Below are 20,959 nucleotides of genomic sequence, written 5' to 3' on the forward strand. Positions count from 1 at the left end.
CGGCACCTGCTCAGATGCCGCGCCACTCTTGCATGACCAATTCAATCATCTTGCCGGCAAAGTAGGTCTGGTTCCTGCTTTTGAGCGCAACAAGGCCCATCGTCCGGCTCAGCTTGGGCTTTTCCAAAGGCCGTGCCGAAAGGCGCGGACTCATCGATGCGGCGGACAAAGCCCCTTCGGGCACGATCGCGATCCCGACTCCGGCGGCGACAAACTGCATCATGGTGGTGAACTGGGTCACGGTGATGGAATGGCTGAGGGTCAGCCCATTCGTGACGGCGACGGCGTCGATCACGCGCCGCGTCCGGGAGTCCGACGGCAATGAAACCAGCTGCTCCGCCTGTATGTCGTGCCATGACACCTGTCTGCGTCTTTCAAGGCGGTGGCCCTTGGGCAGCAAGACATGGAAGTACTGTGTGCTCAACGGCACGGTGGAAAAAATGGGCGCAATATCATCGAGATACGTCAACCCGAAATCGGAGACGCCCGAGCGCAGGTTTTCGATGACGGTGCCATGCACACCCTCATGGATATGCAGGGTGACGTTCGGATGGGTCTGGCGGTAGCGGGCAGCGATCGCGGGAAGCACCGTCGCGGCCACCGACATGACCGACGAAATGATGACTTGGCCGCGCTGTCCGGCTTCGCGTTCTTGCACTGCTTTCAGGTAGATCTGGACATCGTTCAAGACTCGCTCGGCAAGCGCAACGAATTCCTTGCCTGCCTCGGTGATCTCCACGCTGCGGGTCGTGCGATCGAACAAGGCGAGTCCCAGAAGGCGCTCGACTCGCTGCACGGTGCGCGTGAGCACGGGTTGCGAAACATTCAAGGTGATCGCGGCAGCGTTGAAGCTTCCATATTCGGCAATGGTTTTGATGGCGAGCAGCTCTTTCGCGCTGAGATCCAGCTGATGGGGTTGAATCATGGCCAAGCCTGATTTATGTCGAAAGCGCAATTATCTCAGTTAATAGATTCCTGTTGGAAACAATAAAAAGGCTCATTAAGATGGTCTCATGTCATTTCAGGAGGCTTGGAATCATGAACGCCATGGCAGAAGACAGTACCGTCGACGCGGATGTCGACTTGGTGGAGTATTACTACGAGCAAGGCTTCAGTGACGGACTTCCGCTCGTGCCGCCTACGCCCGAGAAAATCGAAGCGGTCGTTCGCGAGCTGGGCGGGGATCCCAGCTATGTGGAATGCAAAGTCGCCCCGCGCTGGGGAGAACTCACGCGTGAAGTGATGGCGATCAATATGGTGATGGCCGGCTGCAAGCCCGCTTACGCTCCCGTCGTGCGTGCGGCAATGCTCGCCTTGACCGATCCCGCATTCAACTTGAACGGCGTCCAGGCGACGACTCACGTGGCTTCGCCGCTCATCGTCGTCAACGGCCCGATTGCAGCCGAGATCGGCATGAACGGGGGGGCCAATGTCTTTGGTTCGGGCAATAGAGCCAACGCGACCATCGGCCGCGCGATCCGGCTGATCATGCTCAACGTGGGCGGTGCCTGGCCGGGCGACCTGGACAAGAGCACGCTGGGCCATCCCGGCAAGTACACATACTGCGTGGCGGAAAACGAAGCGCAAAGCCCGCTTGCGCCCTATCACGTGGAGCACGGCTTCCCTGCCGGAGAATCGACGGTATTCGCGCTTGCCGCGGAAGCGCCGCACAGCGCCACGAATCACGTCTCGAACGACCCCGAGGGGATCCTGGATACGATCTGCTCGGTGATGAGCACGATAGGCTCGAATACCGCGGTGCTGGGAGGGCACATGGCCGTCGTGCTGGGCCTGGAGCACGCCAGGACGATCGCACAGCATGGATGGAACAGGGCGGACATCCGCAACTACCTCTTCATGAACCATGGCAACCGTTTCATCGATCTTGCCTATGGCCATCGCTACGGCAAAGTCTACAACCGCAATCTTCCCAAGTGGTACAAGCGCGAAGACGACACGCGCATCCCCATCGTCCATGACCCCGACAACATTCATTTGTTCGTCATGGGCGGAGAAGCAGGGCGGTTCTCGGCGGTCATCCCCGGCTGGGGCCACATGAGCACGCCGGTGCTGAAGCCCGTCGATGCAGCCGCGATGCCGGACGGGCCGGATTGCTCCAGCGGCACATGTTCACTTTGATACGGGGAAAAAACATGCTGATGAAAACCAAGGACGGAAGTGTGCGCGTCTACGATCCGCGCGGCATCGTGCGCTCCGTTGAAATGCCGACGGCGGCAAGAAAGGCCAGTCTGGACGGATTGAGGCTGGGCGTACTCGACAATTCCAAGTGGAACGCCAACAAGCTGCTCAGGGGCGCCATCGACGCGCTCAAGCAGGAGGTCGGCTTCAAGGCGGTGAACTACTACGTCAAGCACAGTTTCTCGAAGGATGCGGCGCCGGAACTGATCGCGCAGATCATCCAGGAAAACGACATCGTATTGACGGCGATCGGCGACTGCGGCTCGTGCACGTCCGGCTGCCTGAGAGACGCCATCGCTCTTGAAAGCGCAGGGGTTCCGACAGCGGTCATCGTCACGACGGAGTTCGTCAAGGAGACTGTCCTGACCCGGGAAGCGCTGGGCATGCTGGACCTGGAGCCGGTCATCATCGCACACCCGGTCAGCTCGATCACGATGGAAGAGGTGGCACAGCGCGTAGCGCAGATTCTGACCCAGGCGCAAGCGGTCTGGAAGGGAGAGCAAAAGGGCGCAGCCGCGAAATACCTTGAGAATCGGCGTTCACCCGACTGAGGACCGGGCCGGCTTGAGTTCCCGCGCCGCACGATACCGCCGCATGGCGGCTTTCCTGCGGCCGCGATGTCAATACAAAACATAAAACCATCATCAGTGGAGACGAGACAATGAAGAACGCGAAATTTTCCGCGGCGGCAGCGATGCTGGGCCTGGCGGCTTCCATGCAGCCGGCGCTCGTGTCGGCGGCGGAGTCTTATCCAAGCCGGTCGATCACCATGGTCGTTCCCTTTCCCGCCGGAGGGCCGACCGACATCGTGGCGCGGGTGGTCGGGCAGAAGCTATCGGAAGACCTGGGGCAATCCGTCGTCATAGACAACAAGCCCGGGGCCAGCAGCGTGATCGGGGCGGGCCAGGTCGCGCGAGCGGCGCCGGACGGCTACACCTTGCTGCTGAATTATTCCGGGCATGTCATCAACCCGTTTCTGAAAAAGGATCTTCCCTTTGATCCTTTGAAGGACTTCGAACCCATCGTGGGGCTGGCATCCACGCCCCAGATCCTCGTCGTCTCGCCCAAAGTCCAGGCGAAATCCGTGGAGGAGCTTCTGACGCTTGCCAGGAATTCCGGGAAAAGCATGACGTTTGCTTCTTCCAGCGTTGGAGCGCCGGGACATCTGGCCGGAGAGCTGTTCAGCCAAATGACGAAGTTGCCGCTCATGCATGTTCCTTATAAAGGCAGCGCTCCCGCGCTGACGGATCTGGTGGGAGGGCAGGTGGACATGATGTTCGACAGCGCTCCGTCTTCCATCGTGTTCGTCCGCTCCGGCAAATTGAAAGCCCTGGGCGTCACTTCCGAGAAGCGGACCGAGGTCGCGCCGGAACTTCCCACGATGGACGAGTCGGGCCTGAAGGGATTCAGCGTGACCACTTGGTATGGCGTGTGGGCCCCCGCCAAGACCCCGCCCGACATCATCGAGAAGCTGAATGCCGCCCTCAACAAGGCGCTAGCCGATACCGACGTCAGGGCCAAGCTGCTTCAAGCGGGCGCGGACCCTTTGGGTGGCTCACAACAGGACTTTGCCGCTTTCTGCCGATCGGAATCCGAACGCTACGGCGCGATCGTGAAGGCGGCCAATATCCAGCCCCAGTCTTAGGGCCGGCGCCGTCTGCCTTTCAGCATTGGCAGGCCCTGGGACCAGCGCTCAGTGAAGCTTGACTCGGGGAGCGCCGCGCTTTAGCAGCAGCCGTCCGAGAGCCAGGGCCGCCGTGCGCCCGAAGCCGAGGACGGCCAGGTGATGGGCAAGGTGCAGGCTCATGTACATCAGGCGCGCCACCAGTCCCTCAACGAACCAGCTTTTCCCCGACAGGACGCCCATCAGGCTTCCGACGCCCCGGTTGTGCCCGATCGAGACCAGCGAACCATAGTCGCGAAACTCGAAATCCTGGTTCGTTTCCGCCGTCCCGCGGATGCGCGCGCCCAAGGCCGTGCACAAGAACGAGGCTTGTTGGTGGGCAACCTGCGCACGCGCCGGCAGATTCGTGTCCTGGCCCGCCCAGCGGGCTTGCGCGCAGTCGCCGAATGCATAGATGCATGGGTCCGCGGTGCGCAATCGCGAGTCCACCACCAGTTGGTTGGCGCGATTGGTTTCCAGTCCCAATTCGCTCAGCATGGAAGGCGCTTCGATCCCCGCCGCCCATACGCACAAGTCGGCTGGATAGCGCTTGCCTTCCTTGTCGGACAGATGGTCTTCGGAGACGCTTGCGACGCGTACGCCCGTGAGCACCTTGACGCCCCGCGATTCCAAGAGGGATTGAGCCGTGGAAGACAGCTTCGGAGGCAGGGCCGAAAGAATCCGGTCGGCGCCTTCAATGAGGGTGATGCGCATGCCGTAGCCCGGGCTTTGCTCGTGCAGGCCGTAGTAGACCAGCCCGGCGCGGGCCTCCAGCAGTTCGGCCGCCAGTTCCACCCCGGTGGCGCCCGCACCCACGATGGCGATCTCCAGCCCGGGGGATTCCGCGTCGCCCGGGCCGCCGTCGCGCTGGGCCGCCGGAGCGTGGCGCACCATCAGGCTCAGCAGTCGCTGCCGGAAACGTTCGGCCTGCTCGGTGGAGTCCAGTGTGATGGCATGCTCACGCGCACCGGGCGTGCCGAAGAAATTGGTTTTGCTGCCTATGGCGACCACGAGCGTGCTATAGGCGACACGGCGGGCGGGGAAGATCTCGAGGCCGGCGGGGCTGGAAACGGGCAGCAGCGACACTTCGCGCGAGGCGCGGTCCAGACCCTGCATTTCGCCCTGGATGAAGGTGAAGCCGCTTTCGCGCGCGAGCATGAAATACGAAAGGTCTTCCCGATGTATATCCAGGGTGCCGGCGGCCACCTCGTGCAGCGACGGTTTCCAGATATGGCTTTCCGCCTTGTCGATCAGGAAGACATGGCCGGGACCGAATTTCCGGCCCAGCTTGGCGGCGAGTTCCAGCCCGCCGGCCCCGCCTCCGACAATGACGACCCTATGGCTCTGATCAGGCATGCTTTGCTCCTGGTAAAGCGACGCGCGTTCCCACAGCATACAATAGAGCCCGAAAAATCCTTGCGATTCAATCGTTTTTCATCTTTTCGAGGTCAGTATATGTCCATACAGAAACTAGGCGCCGCGCTGGCGGCTGCCGCCGTCTTCGGCGCCCTGTCCACCAATGCGGCAGCCGCGGAATGGCCCGGCGCAAAGCCCATCACCATGATCATTCCTTACGCCGCAGGCGGCTTCGCCGATACCCGCATGCGCATGCTGGGCGAAGAGCTGGCAAAGGAACTCAAGGCGAATGTCGTCATTGAAAACAAGGCCGGCGCCGGCGGCGTCATCGGTACCGCGGAAATCGCGCGCGCCAAGCCTGACGGCTATACCATCGGCAGCGGCCACCTGGCCCCCTTGTCGGTGAATCCGACGCTGATGCCCAAGAACGTGCCCTACGACGTCCAGAAAGACCTGACGCCCGTCATCCTGATCGAAGAGGCGCCGCTCATCCTGAACGTCAACAAGAAAGTACCCGTCAACAGCATTGCCGAGTTGATAGACCTGAGCAAGAAGGACCCGGGCCGGATCACCTTCGGCTCGTCGGGCGTGGGCGGTGCCCACCACCTGTCGGGCGAGCTGTTCGCCAATAGCGCCGGCGTCGAAATGACGCACGTGCCTTATAAAGGCGGAGCGCCCGCCGCGACCGACCTGATGGCGGGCCACATCGACATGATGTTCGAAATGGGCTATGCCGCCATGCCGGCCATCCAGGCCGACAAAGTGAAGCCCTTGGGCGTGACCAGCAGCCAGCGCCTGCCGCTCTTGCCCAATGTACCGACCATCGCAGAAGCCGGCCTGCCCGGTTTCGAGTCGTACAACTGGCAAGGCATCGTCGTGCCCGCCGGCACGCCGCAAGACGTCGTCGAGAAACTCAACACAGCCTTCAACAAGATCCTGAAGAAGCCGGAAGTCATCCAGGCTTTCGAACAGACCGGCGGCCAGGTCGGTGGCGGCACGCCCGAAGAGTTCGGCAAGTTCATCCAGGATGAGCGCGCCAAATGGGCGGAAGTGATCAAGGAAGCCAATATTTCGGTCGACTAACAGGGGACTGGGGGTCGGACCCCGTGCGGGGTCCGACCTCAGAATCATGCGGGGTCAGACCCCGTACGGGGTCCGACCCCAGAATCCTGCCGGGGTCAGACCCCGAATGGGGTCTGACCCCCGACCGTCCCGATCAGCGCTGCAGCAAATGCTTGGCGATGATCAGTTGCTGGATCTGGCTCGTGCCCTCATAAAGCCTTAGCAGGCGGACATCGCGGTAGAACCGTTCGGCCTTGTACTCGCTGATGTAGCCGGAGCCGCCATGAATCTGTACGGCGCGATCGGCCACACGGCCCACCATCTCGCTGCAGAACAGCTTCACACAAGATGCCGCCATGCTCAGCTCGGCGTTCCTTTGGCCGGGCGGATTGGCATCGTACATGCGCGCGCAGTCGCGCATCATGGAAAGACCCGCGTAAAGCTCCGTCTGGCTGTCGGCCAGCATGGCTTGCACCAGCTGGAACTGGGCGATGGGCTGGCCGAACTGCTTGCGCTGCTTGGCATAGTCGACGGCGTCATGAATCAGGCGGTCGGCCATGCCGCAGGCCAAGGCCGAGATATGCAGCCGGCCGCGATCCAGGACTTTCATGGCGGTACGAAAGCCTTTTTCAGGCACGCCGCCGATGATGTTCGCCGCGTCGACCTTGACATCCTCGAGTACGACGTCGCAGGTCTTGGTGCCGCGCTGCCCCATTTTCTTGTCCGGCTTGCCCAGCGATATGCCGGGCGCATCGGCGGGAACGATGAAGGCCGTGATGCCGTCGGCGCCCGGGCCGCCGGTACGCGCCATGAGCGTGAAGGCATTGGCGCGCGAGGCGTTGGTGATGAAGCGCTTGGTTCCATTCAGGACATAGTGCCCGTCCTGCAGCGTTGCCCGCGTTTGCAGGGATCCCGCGTCGGAACCCGCGCCGGGCTCGGTCAGCGCGAATGAAATGATGATCTCGCCCGACGCGATGCGCGGCAGCCAGGCCTGTTTCTGTTCTTCGGTGCCATCCATCAGGATGCCCTGCGATCCGATGCCGACGTTAGTGCCGAACACCGACCGGAACGCGAAGGCGGTATGGCCGAGGTCGTAGGCAATGTCACATTCCTGCGACATCGACAACCCCGAACCACCGTACTCTTCAGGAATGGAAATGCCGAAGAGGCCGAGCTCTTTCATCTCGGCAACGATCTCGGCCGGGACGTCGTCGGTTTCCTCCAGGATGTCTTCCGCGGGTTTCAGCCGTTGTTCAATGAAGCGCTGCACGGTCGAGCGCAGGACCGAGAAAGTTTCATTATCGAGTGCCATGTTCTTGCCTAGATAGGGATGAGAAGGTTGTCCTGCGGTATGGTACGTCGGTTGTCGATTCGTTTGACGATTTGAATCCCTGTCAAATATTATTTGACAATCTCTGTTTGCTTAGACTCCCATGGATCTCAACTCGCTGCATTTCTTCATTGACATCGTCGAGGCGGGTAGCCTCAGCGCAGCCGCGCGCAAGCGTAATATGTCCAGGGCGAACCTCAGCTATCGGCTCAAGGCATTCGAAGACGCTCTGGGCGCGCAACTGCTCAGGCGTACGACCAAGTCCATGCAGCTTACCGATATCGGCGCGGCGGTCTATGCGCACGGCCGTAACATGCTGCAGGAGCTCGCCGCCGTGACCGACATCGTCTCCAGCGCCGCCGGCAGCATTTCGGGGCATGTGCGCTTAAGCGTATCGGCGGGCCTGGGGCATCTGGTGTTGTCCGACACCCTGGTCCAGTTCAGGCGCGAGCATCCGGGCGTCACCTTCGACGTGGTTTTCAGCAACCAGATTTCGAACCTCGTCGAAGAAGGCATAGATATCGCCTTGCGAGTCCTGTCACGGCCGCCCGCCAATTCCATGGCGATCGAGCTTGCCGATGTCGACTGGGTCGTTTGCTCCAGCCCGGAATACATGCGGGGCAAGCCTCCGATACATGTGCTGGAGGACCTGCAAGGACTGGACATCGTCTGCGCTTCCGCCGTGGGTGCTGCCTTGAGCGTGACGGGGCGCTACGCCGGCGGAAGCAGGAGCGTGGAGCTCGATCCGGTGCTGAGGTCGGACAACTTCGTATTCTTGAAGCAGGCGGTGATGGAGGGCGGCGGCGTGGGCTTCCTGCCCCGGTACATGGTTCGCGCGGAACTGCAATCGGGATGCCTGGTCAGGCATCTTGAATACTATCGCATCAGCGTGTTCGGGGCGAAGCTGTTTCTTCTGACGCCGCCTACGCGCTACCAGACCGCCGCCGCCCATGCGCTCATCCAGTCCTTGAAGGCGCGTCTTTGCAACGCGAGTCTGTACGATTGACGTCCGGGCTAGGCAGAATGGCCGCGCAGGCGCTTGAGCAGAAAAGGCACGAACAGGAACAGGACGGCCAAGGTCAGGAAGGTGATCGAAATAGGCCCTTCGACCAGCACGGCCACATTGCCCTGGCCGGCAGCCAGCGCGGTGCGGAGCTGATTCTCGGCCAGCGGCACGAGGATCAGGCCGATGAGCAGCGGGGGAATGGGAAAGCCGTACACCCGCATGGCATAGCTGACCAGGCCGAGTCCCGCCATGAGCCCCAGGTCGAAAACCGAGCCCGAAACGCCCCAGATGCCGATCATGGCGAAGACCAGGATGCCGGCATACAGCTGTGGCTTGGGTATGTACAGCAGCCGCACCCATAGTCCAACCAGCGGCAGGTTCAGCACCAGCAGCATGAGGTTGCCGATATACAGGGAAGCGATCAGCCCCCATACCAGTTCAGGATTGCTGGTGAACAGAAAGGGGCCCGGCTGCAGCCCATAGTTCTGGAAGGCGGCGAGCAGCACGGCCGCCGTTGCCGATGTGGGCAGGCCCAGCGTCAGCAAGGGCACCAGGATGCCGGCCGCCGCCGCGTTATTGGCTGCTTCGGGGCCCGCTACGCCTTCGATGGCGCCTTTGCCGAACTCGTCCCGATAGGGGGAGAGCTTTTTTTCCAGCGAGTAGGACAGCATGGTCGGGATCTCGGAACCGCCGCCCGGGACGGCGCCCATGGGGAAGCCGATGATGGTGCCGCGCAGCCACGGCTTCCAGGATCGCGCCCATTCCTGGCGCGTCATGTAGATTTTGCCGCGGATCGGGATGATCTCGTCCTTGCTGTAGGTGTACCGGCTGGCGACGAACAGGATCTCGCCCACCGCGAATACCGACACCAGCACCACGGTGAGCTCCACGCCGTCCAGCAGGTCGGGCAGGCCGAAGGTCATGCGGGGCTGTCCGGTCATGCCGTCGATGCCGATCACACCGAGGGCAAGGCCCAGGAACAGGGAAATGAAGCCACGGACCCGCGATGCCCCCATCACCACCGCCACCGATGTAAAGGCAAGGACCGTCAGGGCGAAGTAGTCGGCGGGCTTCAGGATGAAGGCGAGTTCGGCGACCACCGGCGCGGCGAAGGTCAGCAACAGCGTGGCGATGGTGCCCGCCACGAAAGAACCGATGGCGGCCGTTGCCAGTGCCGCGGCGCCACGGCCGGCACGTGCCATTTTATTGCCCTCGAGGGCCGTCATCATCGAGCCGGCTTCGCCTGGTGTATTGATGAGGATGGATGTGGTCGAGCCGCCGTACATCGCGCCATAGAGTACGCCGGCAAACATGATGAAGGCTGATACCGGGCCAACGGAAACGGTGACCGGCAGCAACAGCGCAATGGTCAGGGCGGGGCCGATGCCCGGCAGGATCCCTATGGCCGTGCCGAGCATGGAGCCGATGAAGGCCCACATCAGGTTGATGGGCGACAGCGCCACTTCGAAGCCATGCAGCAAAAGCGCCAAGGTATCCATTATAGGCCCGCCAACGGGAAGAAACCGCCCAACTGCAATCCGAGCCAGCTGAACAGCAGCCAGCTGACGACGCCCAGAACGAGGCCGGCCAGTAGATCAGGCAGTACCCGCCGCGACCCGAACGATCGCGCCACCAGCATGAAGGACAGCATGGCGGTGGCCGGCAGCCCGAGGAGTTCGATGGTCAGCGTGGGCAAGACCACCGCCAGCAGTGCGGTAAAGAATGCGCGCCGGTCCATGGACTGATCGGCCGCGGCGTTCTCGGCGTCGAGCGGCTCGAAAGTTTCGCCTCGCGCTATTTGCACCAGCAGCATCACGCCCAGGACCATGAGCCCGACACCGACCGCGGCAACGAACATGCCCGGACCGATGGCGGCGTACTGGGCGGTGGCGGCCAGTTGGGTCGAGGCGTGGAAACAGACCCCGCCCAGAAAGAGAACAGCCAGCCCCAGCCACCAGGGGCGATTGCGCAACGATGCCATGACCGAACCTGCTTGGACGCTTGGCGCTTACTTCGCCAGCCCTGCGTCCTTCAGGATCTGGTTGATGCGGCCGCTTTCGCTTTGAATGAATTGGCCAAAGGCGTCGCCGGGCAGGAAATAGGCATCCCAGCCCTGCTTGGCCAGCACGGCCTTCCAGGCGTCGCTGTCGTTCAGGCGTGCAAAGCGGTCGACCCACTCTTTATGGTTGGCTTCAGGCATGTCGATGGAGCCCAGGATGCCGCGCCAGTTCGCGATTTCGACGTCATAGCCTGCTTCCTTGAAGGTCGGGACGTCGAGGTTCGGCAGGCGGTCGGATGTGGTGATGGCCAGGATGCGGATGCGTCCGCTTTCAGCGAACTGCTGGAATTCGGAAATGCCCGAGATGCCGGCCTTGAGCGTGCCGTTCACGATGCCGGTGACGGTATCGGCACCGCCTGCCTGCGGAATATAGTTCAGTTTAGGCACCGAAACTCCGGCGCTTTGCGCCAGCAGGGCAAGGGCGATGTGGTCGACGCCGCCGGCCGACCCGCCGCCTACAGGCGTGCCGCCCGGATTCGCCTTGAGGGCTTCAACGAAATCGCCCAGCGTTTTGTAGGGTGCGTCGGCCTTGACGGCAAGGACCAGGTATTCCGCCGTCAGGCGCGCCACCGGCTTGAACTTGCTTAGATCGATGGGCGATTTATTCAGCGTGATGGCACCGACCGTGATGGCGCCAAACACAGCAAGCGCGTCGGGTTTGCCTTTCTGGGCGCGCTGGAAGTCGGCGAGGCCGATGGTGCCGCCGGCACCGCCCTTGTTGGTGAAGTTGACCGTGCCCGTATAAATACCCGCCTGCTGCATGGCCTGGAAGGCCTGGCGTCCCGTGGAGTCCCAGCCGCCGCCGGGATTAGCAGGCAGCATTACGCTGACCTGGGCTTGGGCGGCGCCGGCGCACAGCAAAGCCGTCGTGGCCAATGCGGCCAGGAATGAAGGGAATTTCATGGGGGTCTCCTGAAGTCTTACCGTTCTTGTCATTTGCAAGATGCAAGCCGTAGGTTACGAGGGCCGCCTGCGGGTGTCAAGGTCGCCGCCCGCCGGCTGCGAGGCGCTACGCCGGTTGGCGCGAACCGTTGTATCGCAGCCAGACATCATGCGCCAGGCCCGTGAAGGCGACGAGCCAGGCCGCCATGGCCGCATACAGGAAGACGGGCGGAAGGAAATACAGGAAGTCGAGCTCCAGCACATGGCTCAGGCTGTAGGTGCTGGCCGCGTACATGCCGAAGGGAAACACGACGCCCCAGTACAGTGGGTCGTATTGAATGGGAAAACGCATATAGGCATGCCGCCAGAACCCGAGCACCAGCAGCATTGGAATCCACCAGGTTCCTGCCGCCCAGAAGAACAGCGTCAGCCCTTTCAGGAAAGGAAGGACGGAGAGCAGGAAAGGTTCTGCCTGTGCGTTTGTGATGAGCTGCGCGCCCGCCAGCGTTGAAATGGCCATGGCGCCCATGTTGATCCAGTATGACGGCGAGAGATCGGCGGGCGAGAAGCGCAGGAACAGATAGCGGAAGAAGATCAGCGCCATGATCAGGATGTACAGCATTCCGCCCCACAACCACATGGACAGCGCCAGAAAGTTCAAGGCCCGGGCGCTGATGGGCCCGCCATGCCCGGCCAGCATGCCGCCGAGTACGGCAAGAGACTGAGTCGCCACGACCGCCAGCAGCCAGCTGCCGCTCAGGCCCCGTTCTAATCCGGGCTTGTCGGTGCGGATGGTCAGCGCGGCGAATATCGCATAGGTCAGCCCCATCCAGAGCACAGCGGCCCATAGCCACAAGAACCAGCCGACGCGGTAATTGCCATCGAGCACCACGAACTCGCTGCCCAGGATGCTGGCGCCCGCCACCGCCGTGAAAAAACCCGGCCCGCGTACATGATCGCCCATGTCGCTGAAGAATCGCTTCGCATAGCGGACGATGCGCAGTATGGTCAGGACCCACAGCACAAGGAAAAAAACCAGGTTCAGATCGAAAAGCACACGCGCGATGCGGGACAGGTCCAGCATATGGGCGGCCAGCGACACGATGCCGGTCGCCATGACCAGGCCGAAGCAGGCGGGCGACATGCGTTCCAGATCCCAGCCTTTCGAATTGGGGGCGGGCTTCATTTGTTTGTCGATGGGGCTGATGATCATGGTATTCCATAAAGGTGCCGTAGCCTGACCCGGCTATCCCGCCATGGCCCATCCGGCCACACCGGCCAGCAGTACGACGAGGGCGGGTGGCAGACGACCGAACACCAGCAGCCCGAATGCCGCCAGCGCCAGACCGAAATCGGCCTTGCCATGGATGGCTCCGGTCCACACCGGATCATACAGCGCCGACAATAGGATGCCGACTACGCCGGCATTGATGCCTGCCATGGCGGCCTGGATGCCGGGACGTCTTCGCAGACTTTCCCAGAAAGGCAGCGCGGCGGCAAGCACGAGAAACCCGGGAAGGAAAATCAGGGCCAGCCATGCCAGGCCGCCTCGCCATCCGTTAAGAGTGCTGTCAGCGATGGTGCCCAGATACGCGGCAAATGTGAACAGGGGGCCCGGCACCGCCTGCGCCGCCCCGTACCCTGCAAGGAAATCTGCGCTGCTCACCACGCCGCTGGGAACGACTGCCGATTGCAGCAGGGGCAGCACCACGTGCCCGCCGCCGAAGACCAGGGCGCCGGAACGATAGATGCCATCCAGCAGCGCGGCCATCGATGAACCGCTGAAGGCCGCCCACAGGGCAAGGCCGGCCAAAGGCAGCGCGAACAGGCATAGCGCGACGACGCCGGTTTTGCGCGAGATGGGATAGGCGTGCGCCCGCCCGCCTGGCGGCTGCGGCGGCTCGAGCATCCAGCGTCCGACCACGCCGGCGCAGACGATGGCCGCGACCTGCCCGGATGCGGTGGGCAGGATCAGCGTCAGCAGGGCTGCGAGGACTGCCAGCGTGGCACGCGGGCGGTCGGGGCACAGCGACTTGGCCATGCCCCATACGGCCTGAGCCACGATGGCAACGGCCACGATCTTCAATCCATGCACCCAGCCGGACCGGGCCAGATCCTGGTATTGCCCGACACCGTAGGCAAACAGAATGAGCGCCATCGCCGACGGCAGCGTAAACCCCGCCCAGGCGGCCAGCAAACCGGGCCATCCCGCCCGGCCCAGTCCCAGCGCCATGCCGACCTGGCTGCTGGATGGACCAGGCAGGAATTGGCATAGCGCCACCAGATCCGAATAGTCGCGATCGGTCAGCCAACGCCGACGTTCCACGAACTCGCTGCGAAAATAGCCCAGGTGTGCAATGGGTCCGCCGAACGAAGTCATGCCCAGCCGCAAAAAGACCAGAAACACACTCCAGGGGCCATCAGGGAATTTGTCATTTCCTTGCGATTGGTCGCTTCTCGTTGAAGATGACCGGCTTGCGTCTTCCGCACACGCTTTGCGCTCGCTATGGGTCGAATCGATCATGGATGGCGGTCTAAAGATACTGTCAGTGCAAGGATACCGGATTCGCTTGACCTTCCAATCATGGTAAGGATTAGTCTTGCCCTATGATGACTTATTCCAGAGGACAATCATGAATCTGCCAGCGAAAGCCGACCATGCCGCGACAGCGGCCATCAGCCTGTCCATTGAAGGCATGACCTGCGCCTCCTGCGTGGGGCGGGTCGAACGGGCGCTGAAGGCGGTGCCCGGTGTGTCGGAAGCAGTGGTGAACCTGGCGACCGAGGGCGCAACCGTGCGCGGAGTCGCATCCGCTGACGAGCTCGTGGCTGCGGTGCAGAATGCCGGTTACGAAGCTCGGGCGCGCGACGCCGAGACCCGGGATGGCGAGGACGACGCCATGGCAAAGAAGGACGCGGAGCGTACGGCGCTGAAGCGCGACCTGATCATTGCCGCTGCGCTGTCATTGCCTGTATTCATCATCGAAATGGGATCGCACCTTGTGCCGGGCATGCACGCGCTCGTGGAGCGCACGATAGGCATGCAATGGAGCTGGGTCTTGCAGTTCGTGCTGACGACGCTGGTATTGGCATTGCCCGGCCGGCGCTTCTACACCAAGGGCTTTCCGGCGCTGTGGCGCCTGGTGCCGGACATGAACTCGCTGGTGGCGGTCGGTACGTTGGCCGCTTATGCGTATTCCGTCGTCGCCACCTTCGCGCCCGGCCTGCTGCCCGTTGGCACAGTCAATGTTTATTATGAAGCCGCCGCGGTGATCGTGACCCTCATCCTGCTGGGGCGCTATCTGGAAGCGCGGGCAAAAGGGCGGACTTCCGAGGCCATCAAGCGGCTGGTCGGCCTGCAGGCCAAGGTGGCACGCGTGTCGCGCGATGGCCGTGCCGTCGAGATTCCGATAAGCGAAGTCGTTTCGGACGATATCGTGGACGTGCGGCCGGGCGAGCGGGTGCCGGTGGACGGAGAAGTCATCGACGGACAGAGCTATGTCGATGAGTCCATGATCACTGGCGAGCCCATACCGGTCCAGAAGGTCGCCGGCAGCGAAGTGGTCGGCGGCACCGTCAACCAGACGGGCGCCTTCACGCTGCGCGCCACTGCCGTGGGCAGTCAGACCGTGCTGGCGCAGATCATACGCCTGGTCGAGCAGGCGCAAGGTTCCAAGCTGCCGATCCAGGCCGTGGTGGACAAGGTCACGATGTGGTTCGTGCCGGCGGTGATGGCTGCGGCGACGCTGACCTTTCTCGTCTGGCTGGTCTTCGGCCCCTCGCCCGCCCTGACCTTCGCCTTGGTGAATGCAGTGGCGGTGCTCATCATCGCATGCCCTTGCGCCATGGGCCTGGCGACCCCGACCTCGATCATGGTCGGCACCGGACGGGGCGCGGAGCTGGGTGTGCTGTTTCGCAAAGGCGAAGCCTTGCAGTTGCTGAAGGATGCGCGGGTGGTGGCGGTGGACAAGACCGGGACGCTGACGGAAGGGCGGCCGGCGTTGACCGACCTCGACGTGGCGGAAGGCTTCGATCGTGCGCAAGTACTCGCGCGGATCGCCGCGGTGGAATCCCGATCCGAGCATCCCATCGCGCGCGCCATCGTCCACGCCGCCGAGGAAGAAGACATCGCCGTTCCGACGCTTGATGACTTCGAGTCGGTGACCGGCATGGGCGTGCGTGCCAGTGTGGACGGCGTTCGCGTGCAGGTCGGGGCAGACCGCTATATGCGTGGGCTCGGCCTGGATGTCGGGCTTTTCGCGGCGACGGCCGAGCGGCTCGGCAAAGAAGGCAAGTCGCCGCTGTATGCGGCCATCGACGGACGCCTGGCCGCAATCGTCGCCGTGGCCGATCCGATCAAGGCCAGCACGCCCGCCGCCATAGCGGCACTGCATCAACTGGGCCTGAAAGTCGCGATGATCACCGGCGACAACAAGGTCACTGCAAAGGCCATCGCGGCACGGCTGGGTATCGATGAAGTGGTGGCCGAAGTACTGCCGGCAGGGAAGGTGGAAGTGCTGCGGAGGCTGAAGGCCGAGCATGGACACGTCGCGTTCGTTGGCGACGGCATCAACGACGCGCCAGCGCTGGCCGAAGCCGACGTAGGATTGGCGATCGGCACGGGTACCGACATCGCCATGGAGGCCGCCGACGTCGTGCTGATGTCCGGCAATCTTCAAGGGGTGCCGAACGCCATCGCCTTGTCGCAGGCCACAATAGGCAATATCCGGCAGAACCTGTTCTGGGCCTTTGCCTACAACACGGCGTTGATCCCGCTGGCGGCCGGCGCGCTGTATCCGGCTTACGGCCTGCTGCTGTCGCCCATCTTCGCGGCCGGCGCCATGGCGCTGTCAAGCGTGTTCGTGCTGGCCAACGCGCTGCGCCTGAGGCGGTTCCAGCCGCCTATGGCCGGATAGGCGGTTGCGGGTTCACGCAGGAGCCCGCATCGCGTCGCCTTGAGGCCGCCGGAAGGCGACGATTCTGCTCGTCAACTTCTGCACGGCCTCGTCGCGCTGGTTCAAGGTGATGGTTTCAAAAAGAATGATGGCGCGATCCGGCTTGGAGCGGGAAGGCGTGATGCTAAGGATCGTGCTTTTTACACGCAGCACATCGCCGGGGCGAGTCGGCTGGGACCAGCTCAGCTCGACGCCTGCGCCGATCAGCCCCTGCGCAAGCGGGAAGCTTTCGACCATCAGTCGCATGGTAATGGCCGCCGTGTGCCAACCGCTTGCGGCCAGTCCCTGGAAGTAAGTGTCTTTGGCGGCCTCTTCGTCCAGATGGAAGGGCTGCGGGTCGAACTGTGACGCGAACTGGACGATCTGTTGGGCATCGACAGCCTGAGCGCGGCTGAGAAAGACATCACCGACATTGAGGTCGTCCAGGTGAAGAGTTTTTGGTGCTGAATCTAGGTCCATATGCTGTATGAGTTTTTATGCGCGATCTTTATGCGTGATCAATGAGAACGCCATCTTTATATAGTAATCTGTGTTCAGCCCGGCCAGGTTGCCGATCCATTCATGTGATCTTACTGGAGACCAGCAATGACTCAATCCAAGAGCAATGCCACTCAAGGCTCGACCACAGGCGCTGGAGCGCCCGCGCCCAGCGACCGCAATTCGCTGACCATAGGCCCAAATGGGCCCATTGTGCTGCATGACGTCCACTTCCTGGAGCAGATGGCGCACTTCAATCGAGAGAAAGTACCGGAGCGCCAGCCGCACGCCAAAGGCGCGGGGGCGTTCGGGGTATTTGAAACCACCGCCGACGTTTCCGCCTATACCAAGGCGGCGCTGTTCCGGAAAGGCTGTAAGACCGAAATGCTCGCGCGGTTTTCCACTGTGGCGGGCGAGGCGGGCAGCCCCGATACCTGGCGCGATGTGCGGGGTTTTTCGCTCAAGTTCTACACGGAAGAAGGAAACTACGACCTGGTCGGCAACAATACGCCGATTTTCTTCGTGCGCGATCCGATGAAGTTCCCGCACTTCATACGCAGCCAGAAGCGTCTGCCTGATTCGGGTCTGCGCGACAATCACATGCAATGGGATTTCTGGACCAATAACCCGGAATCGGCGCACCAGGTCACGTACCTGATGGGCGACCGCGGCCTGCCGCGCACTTGGCGCCACATGAACGGCTATGGCTCGCACACCTATATGTGGGTCAACGCCAAGGGCGAGCGCTTCTGGGTCAAATACCATTTCCACACCAAGCAAGGCATGCGGCACTTCACCAATGCGGAAGCCAAGGAAATGGCAGGCCTCGACGCCGACTACCATCGGCGCGACCTGTTCGACGCAATCGCAAAAGGAGAGCATCCCAGTTGGACCTTGTCCGTGCAGGTCATGCCTTACGAAGAAGCCAAGTCGTATCGCTTCAACCCTTTCGACCTGACCAAGACGTGGTCGCACAAGGATTACCCGCTGATCGAAGTCGGCACGATGACGCTCAATCGAAATCCGGAGAACTTTTTCGCGCAGATCGAGCAAGCGGCATTCTCGCCCGGCAACACCGTACCGGGTATCGGGCTGTCGCCCGACAAGATGCTGCTGGGCCGCGCCTTTGCCTACAACGATGCGCAGCGCAATCGCATCGGCACCAATTTCCACCAGTTGCCGGTCAACAAGCCCAAAGTGGCGGTCAATACCTATATGTTCGATGGTCAAATGGCCTACGAGCACAGCGGCAATCAGCCTGTTTATGCACCGAATTCCGGCGGCCGGACCTGGGCCGACGACACGGGCAAGATGGACGACGGCTGGGAAGCGGATGGCGACATGGTGCGCAGCGCCTATGAGCTCCATGCCGAAGACGATGACTTTGGCCAGCCCGGCACACTGGTGCGCGAGGTGTACAACGACGAACAGCGCGATCGATTGGTTGAAACGGTTGCCGGCAGCTTGTTGGGCGGCGTACGCAGTCCCGTGCTGGAGCGCGCTTTCGATTACTGGAAAAATGTGGACCCTGACGTGGGCCGGCGCATCGAAGAAAAAGTCCGCAGCGGCCGTGCGGAAGAGCCGGCGGCCGGCATGAGCGAAGCCTAGCCTACCAGCGTGGGCCGCGAAGCGAGCCTGGCAGGCATGTCGGCGTGCCTGCCGGTTCTTGCGTGCTAGCGCGCGAGGTCGAACACCAGTACCTCGGCATCGCGGCCGTTTTCCAGCTTGAGCTCCGGTTCGCCGTCCAGCAGGGCGCCGTCTCCCTCTGCCAGGGCGTTGCCATTGACGTTTAGAGAACCGCGAGCCAGATGCACATAGGCCAGGCGTCCGGTGTTCAAGGGGCGTACGCAGTGTTCGCCTTCGTCGAACAAACCGGCATGAATCGCCGCATCGGCGTTCATGCTTACCGAACCGTTCTCTCCGGTGCGCGAGGCGACCAGCACCAGTCGGCCGCGGCGCTGTTCCCGATCGAAGTGCTTTTGCTCGTAGCCAGGCCGTATTCCCTTGAATTTGGGCTTGATCCAGATTTGCAGGAAGCGCGTGCTGCGATCTTGCAGATTATTGAATTCGCTATGCATGACGCCGGTGCCCGCGCTCATGCGTTGGACGTCTCCAGGGCGGATGATGCCGCTGTTTACCGCTCCCGTTTCGCCGTTGCCCATGCTGTCCTTATGAGCCAGTTCCCCGTCGAGCACATAGCTGATGATTTCCATGTCGCGATGGCCGTGGCTTCCGAAGCCGCGCCCGCCGGCCACCGTGTCGTCGTTGATGACGAGCAGGTTGCCGTGGCCTTGATGCCGGATGTCGAAGTAGTCGCCAAAAGAGAAGCTGTGGGCGCTTTGCAGCCAGCCGCCATGGGTGGACCGGCCGCGTTCTTCTGATCTGCGCAGGGTGATCATGATGGGTTTAGGCTTCGATACGGCGCGACATCTGGCCGCTTGCGGCGGCTTCGGCCAGCTCGGCGCGGACTTGTTCGCGGCTCTTGTCGGCTACCTGGTTCTGCGCAACATAATTCTGGGGAAACGCTTGGTTCAGGGCCGTGCTGCTTTCGCCTGCCACGACATTGCCTGCGCGGACAGCTTCGGCCAGCTCGGCCTTGACCTGGGCGCGCGTCACCGTGCTGCCGGATTGTTGTGCCGGGTAGTTATGCGGGAAGATTTCGTTCAGCTGCTGCCCGCTTTCTCCAGCGATCATGTTGCCTGTGCGAACGGCTTCGGCCAGCTCGGCCTTGACTTGGGCGCGAGTCACAGGGCCTTCGCTGGCCGCCATGGCTTGGCCGGCGAAAAGGACGGTGAAGGCAAAAGCAATGGCGGAAACTTGAGTGCGTGTCATGATGTATATCCTTTAAATCAATAGGTTGGTTTGGATCAAAGGAAGCAGGTTCCGATGATTCGGCGAGCCATCTGTCGTGTGATCTCGTCGATGGAGTAACTTTAAAAGTTCCTGCGATATGAATAAATGTCCTAAAAAGACATATACTATTCACGTTAATGAAACAATTGGCTTGTAGGAGCCGTTCCATGGATAGATTGCTTGCCATGCAGGTCTTCGAACGCGTCGCCGACCAGGGCGGCTTTGCGGCCGCGGCGCGGGCGCTGGACATGTCGCCGCCCGCGGTCACTCGTCTGGTTGCCGAGCTGGAAGCCTATCTGGGCACAAGATTGTTCCAGCGCACGACGCGTCGGGTATCGCTTACCGAAGCGGGGGATGCCTACTTGGCTCGTGTGCGCCAGATACTGCAGGACGTGGAGGAAGCCGACTCCATCGCCAGTGCGCATACCAGCGAACTGGCGGGCCGGCTGCGCGTGCATACGCAACCGGTTCTGGCCAGCTATGTCATTGCTCCGATGCTGTCGAAGTTTCGCCAGCGCTATCCGGGCATCGTGGTGGATGTCGAGGTCGAAACACACAGGGCGCCGCCGATCGAAGACTACGACATCACCTTGCTGGGCACCGATGCGAATTTCAATGCCGACATCATCGCGCGCAAGATTGTCGAATCCGATGTGGTCCTGGTTGCTTCGCCGGCCTATGTGAAACGCAAGGGAATGCCGAAAGCGCCTGATGATCTGAAACAGCATGAGTGCCTGCGCCTGCAGCCGCCCGACATGCCTGTGCGGGCCTGGCGCATGTGGCGTCAGCCCGGTCCGGACGAGGCGGTGGAAATCGACGTGGACGCGGTGCTCATCGCGAACCATACCGATACCTTGCTGCGTGCTGCACTGGATGGCGCCGGCGTCACATCCATTGCCCTGGATATCGCCGCGCCGTACCTGACCCGCGGCGAACTGGTTCGGGTGCTGCAGCCATGGGTCACCGGGCGCCTTGCCATGTACGCGGCCCTGCCGAGCCGCAAGTTCATTCCGCAGCGATCCCGCGTATTTCTTGACTATCTGGTCGAGCACACCCGGCAGCAGAATGACGAGGCTTTGAGGGTGTGTTCGGTATGCTAGCGCATCGAGCGCTGTTT

General features: G+C 62.1%; 18 protein-coding genes and 1 pseudogene. 8 read left to right on the plus strand and 11 right to left on the minus strand.

Going from position 1 to position 20,959, the window contains the following annotated elements; all coding sequences use genetic code 11:
* Window positions 1-10: 10 nt before the first annotated feature.
* Complete coding sequence (locus ACSBPU_RS03180) at window positions 11-925, minus strand: LysR family transcriptional regulator (RefSeq protein WP_442595534.1); 915 nt, start codon at window positions 923-925, stop codon at window positions 11-13.
* A 113-nt stretch (window positions 926-1,038) separates the two neighbouring features.
* On the opposite strand from ACSBPU_RS03180, the gene ACSBPU_RS03185 reads away from it, so the two are divergent.
* The 3 genes from ACSBPU_RS03185 (at window position 1,039) to ACSBPU_RS03195 (ending at window position 3,844) form a co-directional block, all read left to right on the plus strand.
* The gene (locus ACSBPU_RS03185) at window positions 1,039-2,139 is read left to right on the plus strand and encodes a hypothetical protein (RefSeq protein WP_442595536.1); all 1,101 of its coding nucleotides are present in this window, start codon (window positions 1,039-1,041) and stop codon (window positions 2,137-2,139) included.
* A gap of 14 nt (window positions 2,140-2,153) precedes the next feature.
* On the plus strand, window positions 2,154-2,750 hold the full coding sequence (locus ACSBPU_RS03190) for a UGSC family (seleno)protein (protein ID WP_442595538.1): 597 nt from the start codon (window positions 2,154-2,156) through the stop codon (window positions 2,748-2,750).
* A 110-nt stretch (window positions 2,751-2,860) separates the two neighbouring features.
* Window positions 2,861-3,844, plus strand: coding sequence for a Bug family tripartite tricarboxylate transporter substrate binding protein (locus ACSBPU_RS03195; protein WP_442595540.1), 984 nt, complete (start codon window positions 2,861-2,863; stop codon window positions 3,842-3,844).
* A gap of 48 nt (window positions 3,845-3,892) precedes the next feature.
* Here ACSBPU_RS03195 and ACSBPU_RS03200 read toward each other — a convergent pair whose 3' ends face one another.
* A complete protein-coding gene (locus ACSBPU_RS03200; protein ID WP_442595542.1) occupies window positions 3,893-5,218 on the minus strand; it encodes an NAD(P)/FAD-dependent oxidoreductase in 1,326 nt (441 codons plus the stop codon).
* A 99-nt stretch (window positions 5,219-5,317) separates the two neighbouring features.
* Between ACSBPU_RS03200 and ACSBPU_RS03205 the strand changes: the two genes are divergently transcribed.
* Entirely contained in the window at window positions 5,318-6,301 is a 984-nt protein-coding gene (locus ACSBPU_RS03205) for a Bug family tripartite tricarboxylate transporter substrate binding protein (RefSeq protein WP_442595544.1), read from the plus strand.
* Between the two features lie 133 nt (window positions 6,302-6,434).
* Here the strand turns inward: ACSBPU_RS03205 and ACSBPU_RS03210 are convergent, their stop codons facing one another.
* Complete coding sequence (locus ACSBPU_RS03210) at window positions 6,435-7,592, minus strand: acyl-CoA dehydrogenase family protein (protein WP_442595547.1); 1,158 nt, start codon at window positions 7,590-7,592, stop codon at window positions 6,435-6,437.
* A 121-nt stretch (window positions 7,593-7,713) separates the two neighbouring features.
* Here ACSBPU_RS03210 and ACSBPU_RS03215 point away from each other — a divergent pair, with 121 nt between their 5' ends.
* Window positions 7,714-8,616: a LysR family transcriptional regulator gene (locus tag ACSBPU_RS03215; protein ID WP_442595549.1), complete on the plus strand. Its 903-nt coding sequence runs from the start codon at window positions 7,714-7,716 to the stop codon at window positions 8,614-8,616.
* Window positions 8,617-8,624: 8 nt separating this feature from the next.
* On the opposite strand, the gene ACSBPU_RS03220 is transcribed toward ACSBPU_RS03215, so the two are convergent.
* From ACSBPU_RS03220 to chrA, 5 genes are all read right to left on the minus strand, one after another.
* On the minus strand, window positions 8,625-10,115 hold the full coding sequence (locus ACSBPU_RS03220; protein WP_442595551.1) for a tripartite tricarboxylate transporter permease: 1,491 nt from the start codon (window positions 10,113-10,115) through the stop codon (window positions 8,625-8,627).
* Window positions 10,115-10,597 carry a tripartite tricarboxylate transporter TctB family protein gene (locus ACSBPU_RS03225; protein WP_442595553.1) on the minus strand — a complete coding sequence of 161 codons (483 nt, stop codon included), beginning with the start codon at window positions 10,595-10,597 and terminating at the stop codon, window positions 10,115-10,117. Before ACSBPU_RS03225 ends, ACSBPU_RS03220 begins: the two co-directional genes overlap by 1 nt.
* A 27-nt stretch (window positions 10,598-10,624) precedes the next feature.
* Entirely contained in the window at window positions 10,625-11,578 is a 954-nt protein-coding gene (locus ACSBPU_RS03230) for a tripartite tricarboxylate transporter substrate-binding protein (protein ID WP_180069866.1), read from the minus strand.
* 106 nt (window positions 11,579-11,684) lie between these two features.
* Window positions 11,685-12,764: a tellurite resistance/C4-dicarboxylate transporter family protein gene (locus ACSBPU_RS03235; RefSeq protein ID WP_442598528.1), complete on the minus strand. Its 1,080-nt coding sequence runs from the start codon at window positions 12,762-12,764 to the stop codon at window positions 11,685-11,687.
* 39 nt (window positions 12,765-12,803) lie between these two features.
* Window positions 12,804-14,081, minus strand: a complete 1,278-nt coding sequence (chrA, locus tag ACSBPU_RS03240) for a chromate efflux transporter (RefSeq protein ID WP_442595555.1) — start codon at window positions 14,079-14,081, stop codon at window positions 12,804-12,806.
* Window positions 14,082-14,232: 151 nt separating this feature from the next.
* On the opposite strand from chrA, the pseudogene ACSBPU_RS03245 reads away from it, so the two are divergent.
* Window positions 14,233-16,473 (plus strand): annotated as a pseudogene (locus ACSBPU_RS03245) (heavy metal translocating P-type ATPase); the annotation flags it as partial.
* A 12-nt stretch (window positions 16,474-16,485) separates the two neighbouring features.
* Here ACSBPU_RS03245 and ACSBPU_RS03250 read toward each other — a convergent pair.
* Window positions 16,486-16,971 (minus strand): MaoC family dehydratase, encoded by a 486-nt coding sequence (locus ACSBPU_RS03250; protein WP_442595557.1) that lies wholly within the window; start codon window positions 16,969-16,971, stop codon window positions 16,486-16,488.
* Between the two features lie 126 nt (window positions 16,972-17,097).
* Between ACSBPU_RS03250 and ACSBPU_RS03255 the strand changes: the two genes are divergently transcribed.
* Window positions 17,098-18,597, plus strand: coding sequence for a catalase (locus ACSBPU_RS03255; protein WP_442595559.1), 1,500 nt, complete (start codon window positions 17,098-17,100; stop codon window positions 18,595-18,597).
* Between the two features lie 65 nt (window positions 18,598-18,662).
* On the opposite strand, the gene ACSBPU_RS03260 is transcribed toward ACSBPU_RS03255, so the two are convergent.
* The gene (locus ACSBPU_RS03260) at window positions 18,663-19,388 is read right to left on the minus strand and encodes a pirin family protein (protein ID WP_442595561.1); all 726 of its coding nucleotides are present in this window, start codon (window positions 19,386-19,388) and stop codon (window positions 18,663-18,665) included.
* A gap of 7 nt (window positions 19,389-19,395) precedes the next feature.
* On the minus strand, window positions 19,396-19,821 hold the full coding sequence (locus ACSBPU_RS03265) for a DUF4148 domain-containing protein (protein ID WP_442595563.1): 426 nt from the start codon (window positions 19,819-19,821) through the stop codon (window positions 19,396-19,398).
* Between the two features lie 188 nt (window positions 19,822-20,009).
* Between ACSBPU_RS03265 and ACSBPU_RS03270 the strand changes: the two genes are divergently transcribed.
* Window positions 20,010-20,942 carry a LysR substrate-binding domain-containing protein gene (locus tag ACSBPU_RS03270; protein ID WP_442595565.1) on the plus strand — a complete coding sequence of 311 codons (933 nt, stop codon included), beginning with the start codon at window positions 20,010-20,012 and terminating at the stop codon, window positions 20,940-20,942.
* The last annotated feature ends 17 nt before the right edge of the window (window positions 20,943-20,959 follow it).

The organism is Parapusillimonas sp. JC17 (assembly GCF_052180245.1).
Taxonomy (GTDB): Bacteria; Pseudomonadota; Gammaproteobacteria; order Burkholderiales; family Burkholderiaceae_B; genus Parapusillimonas.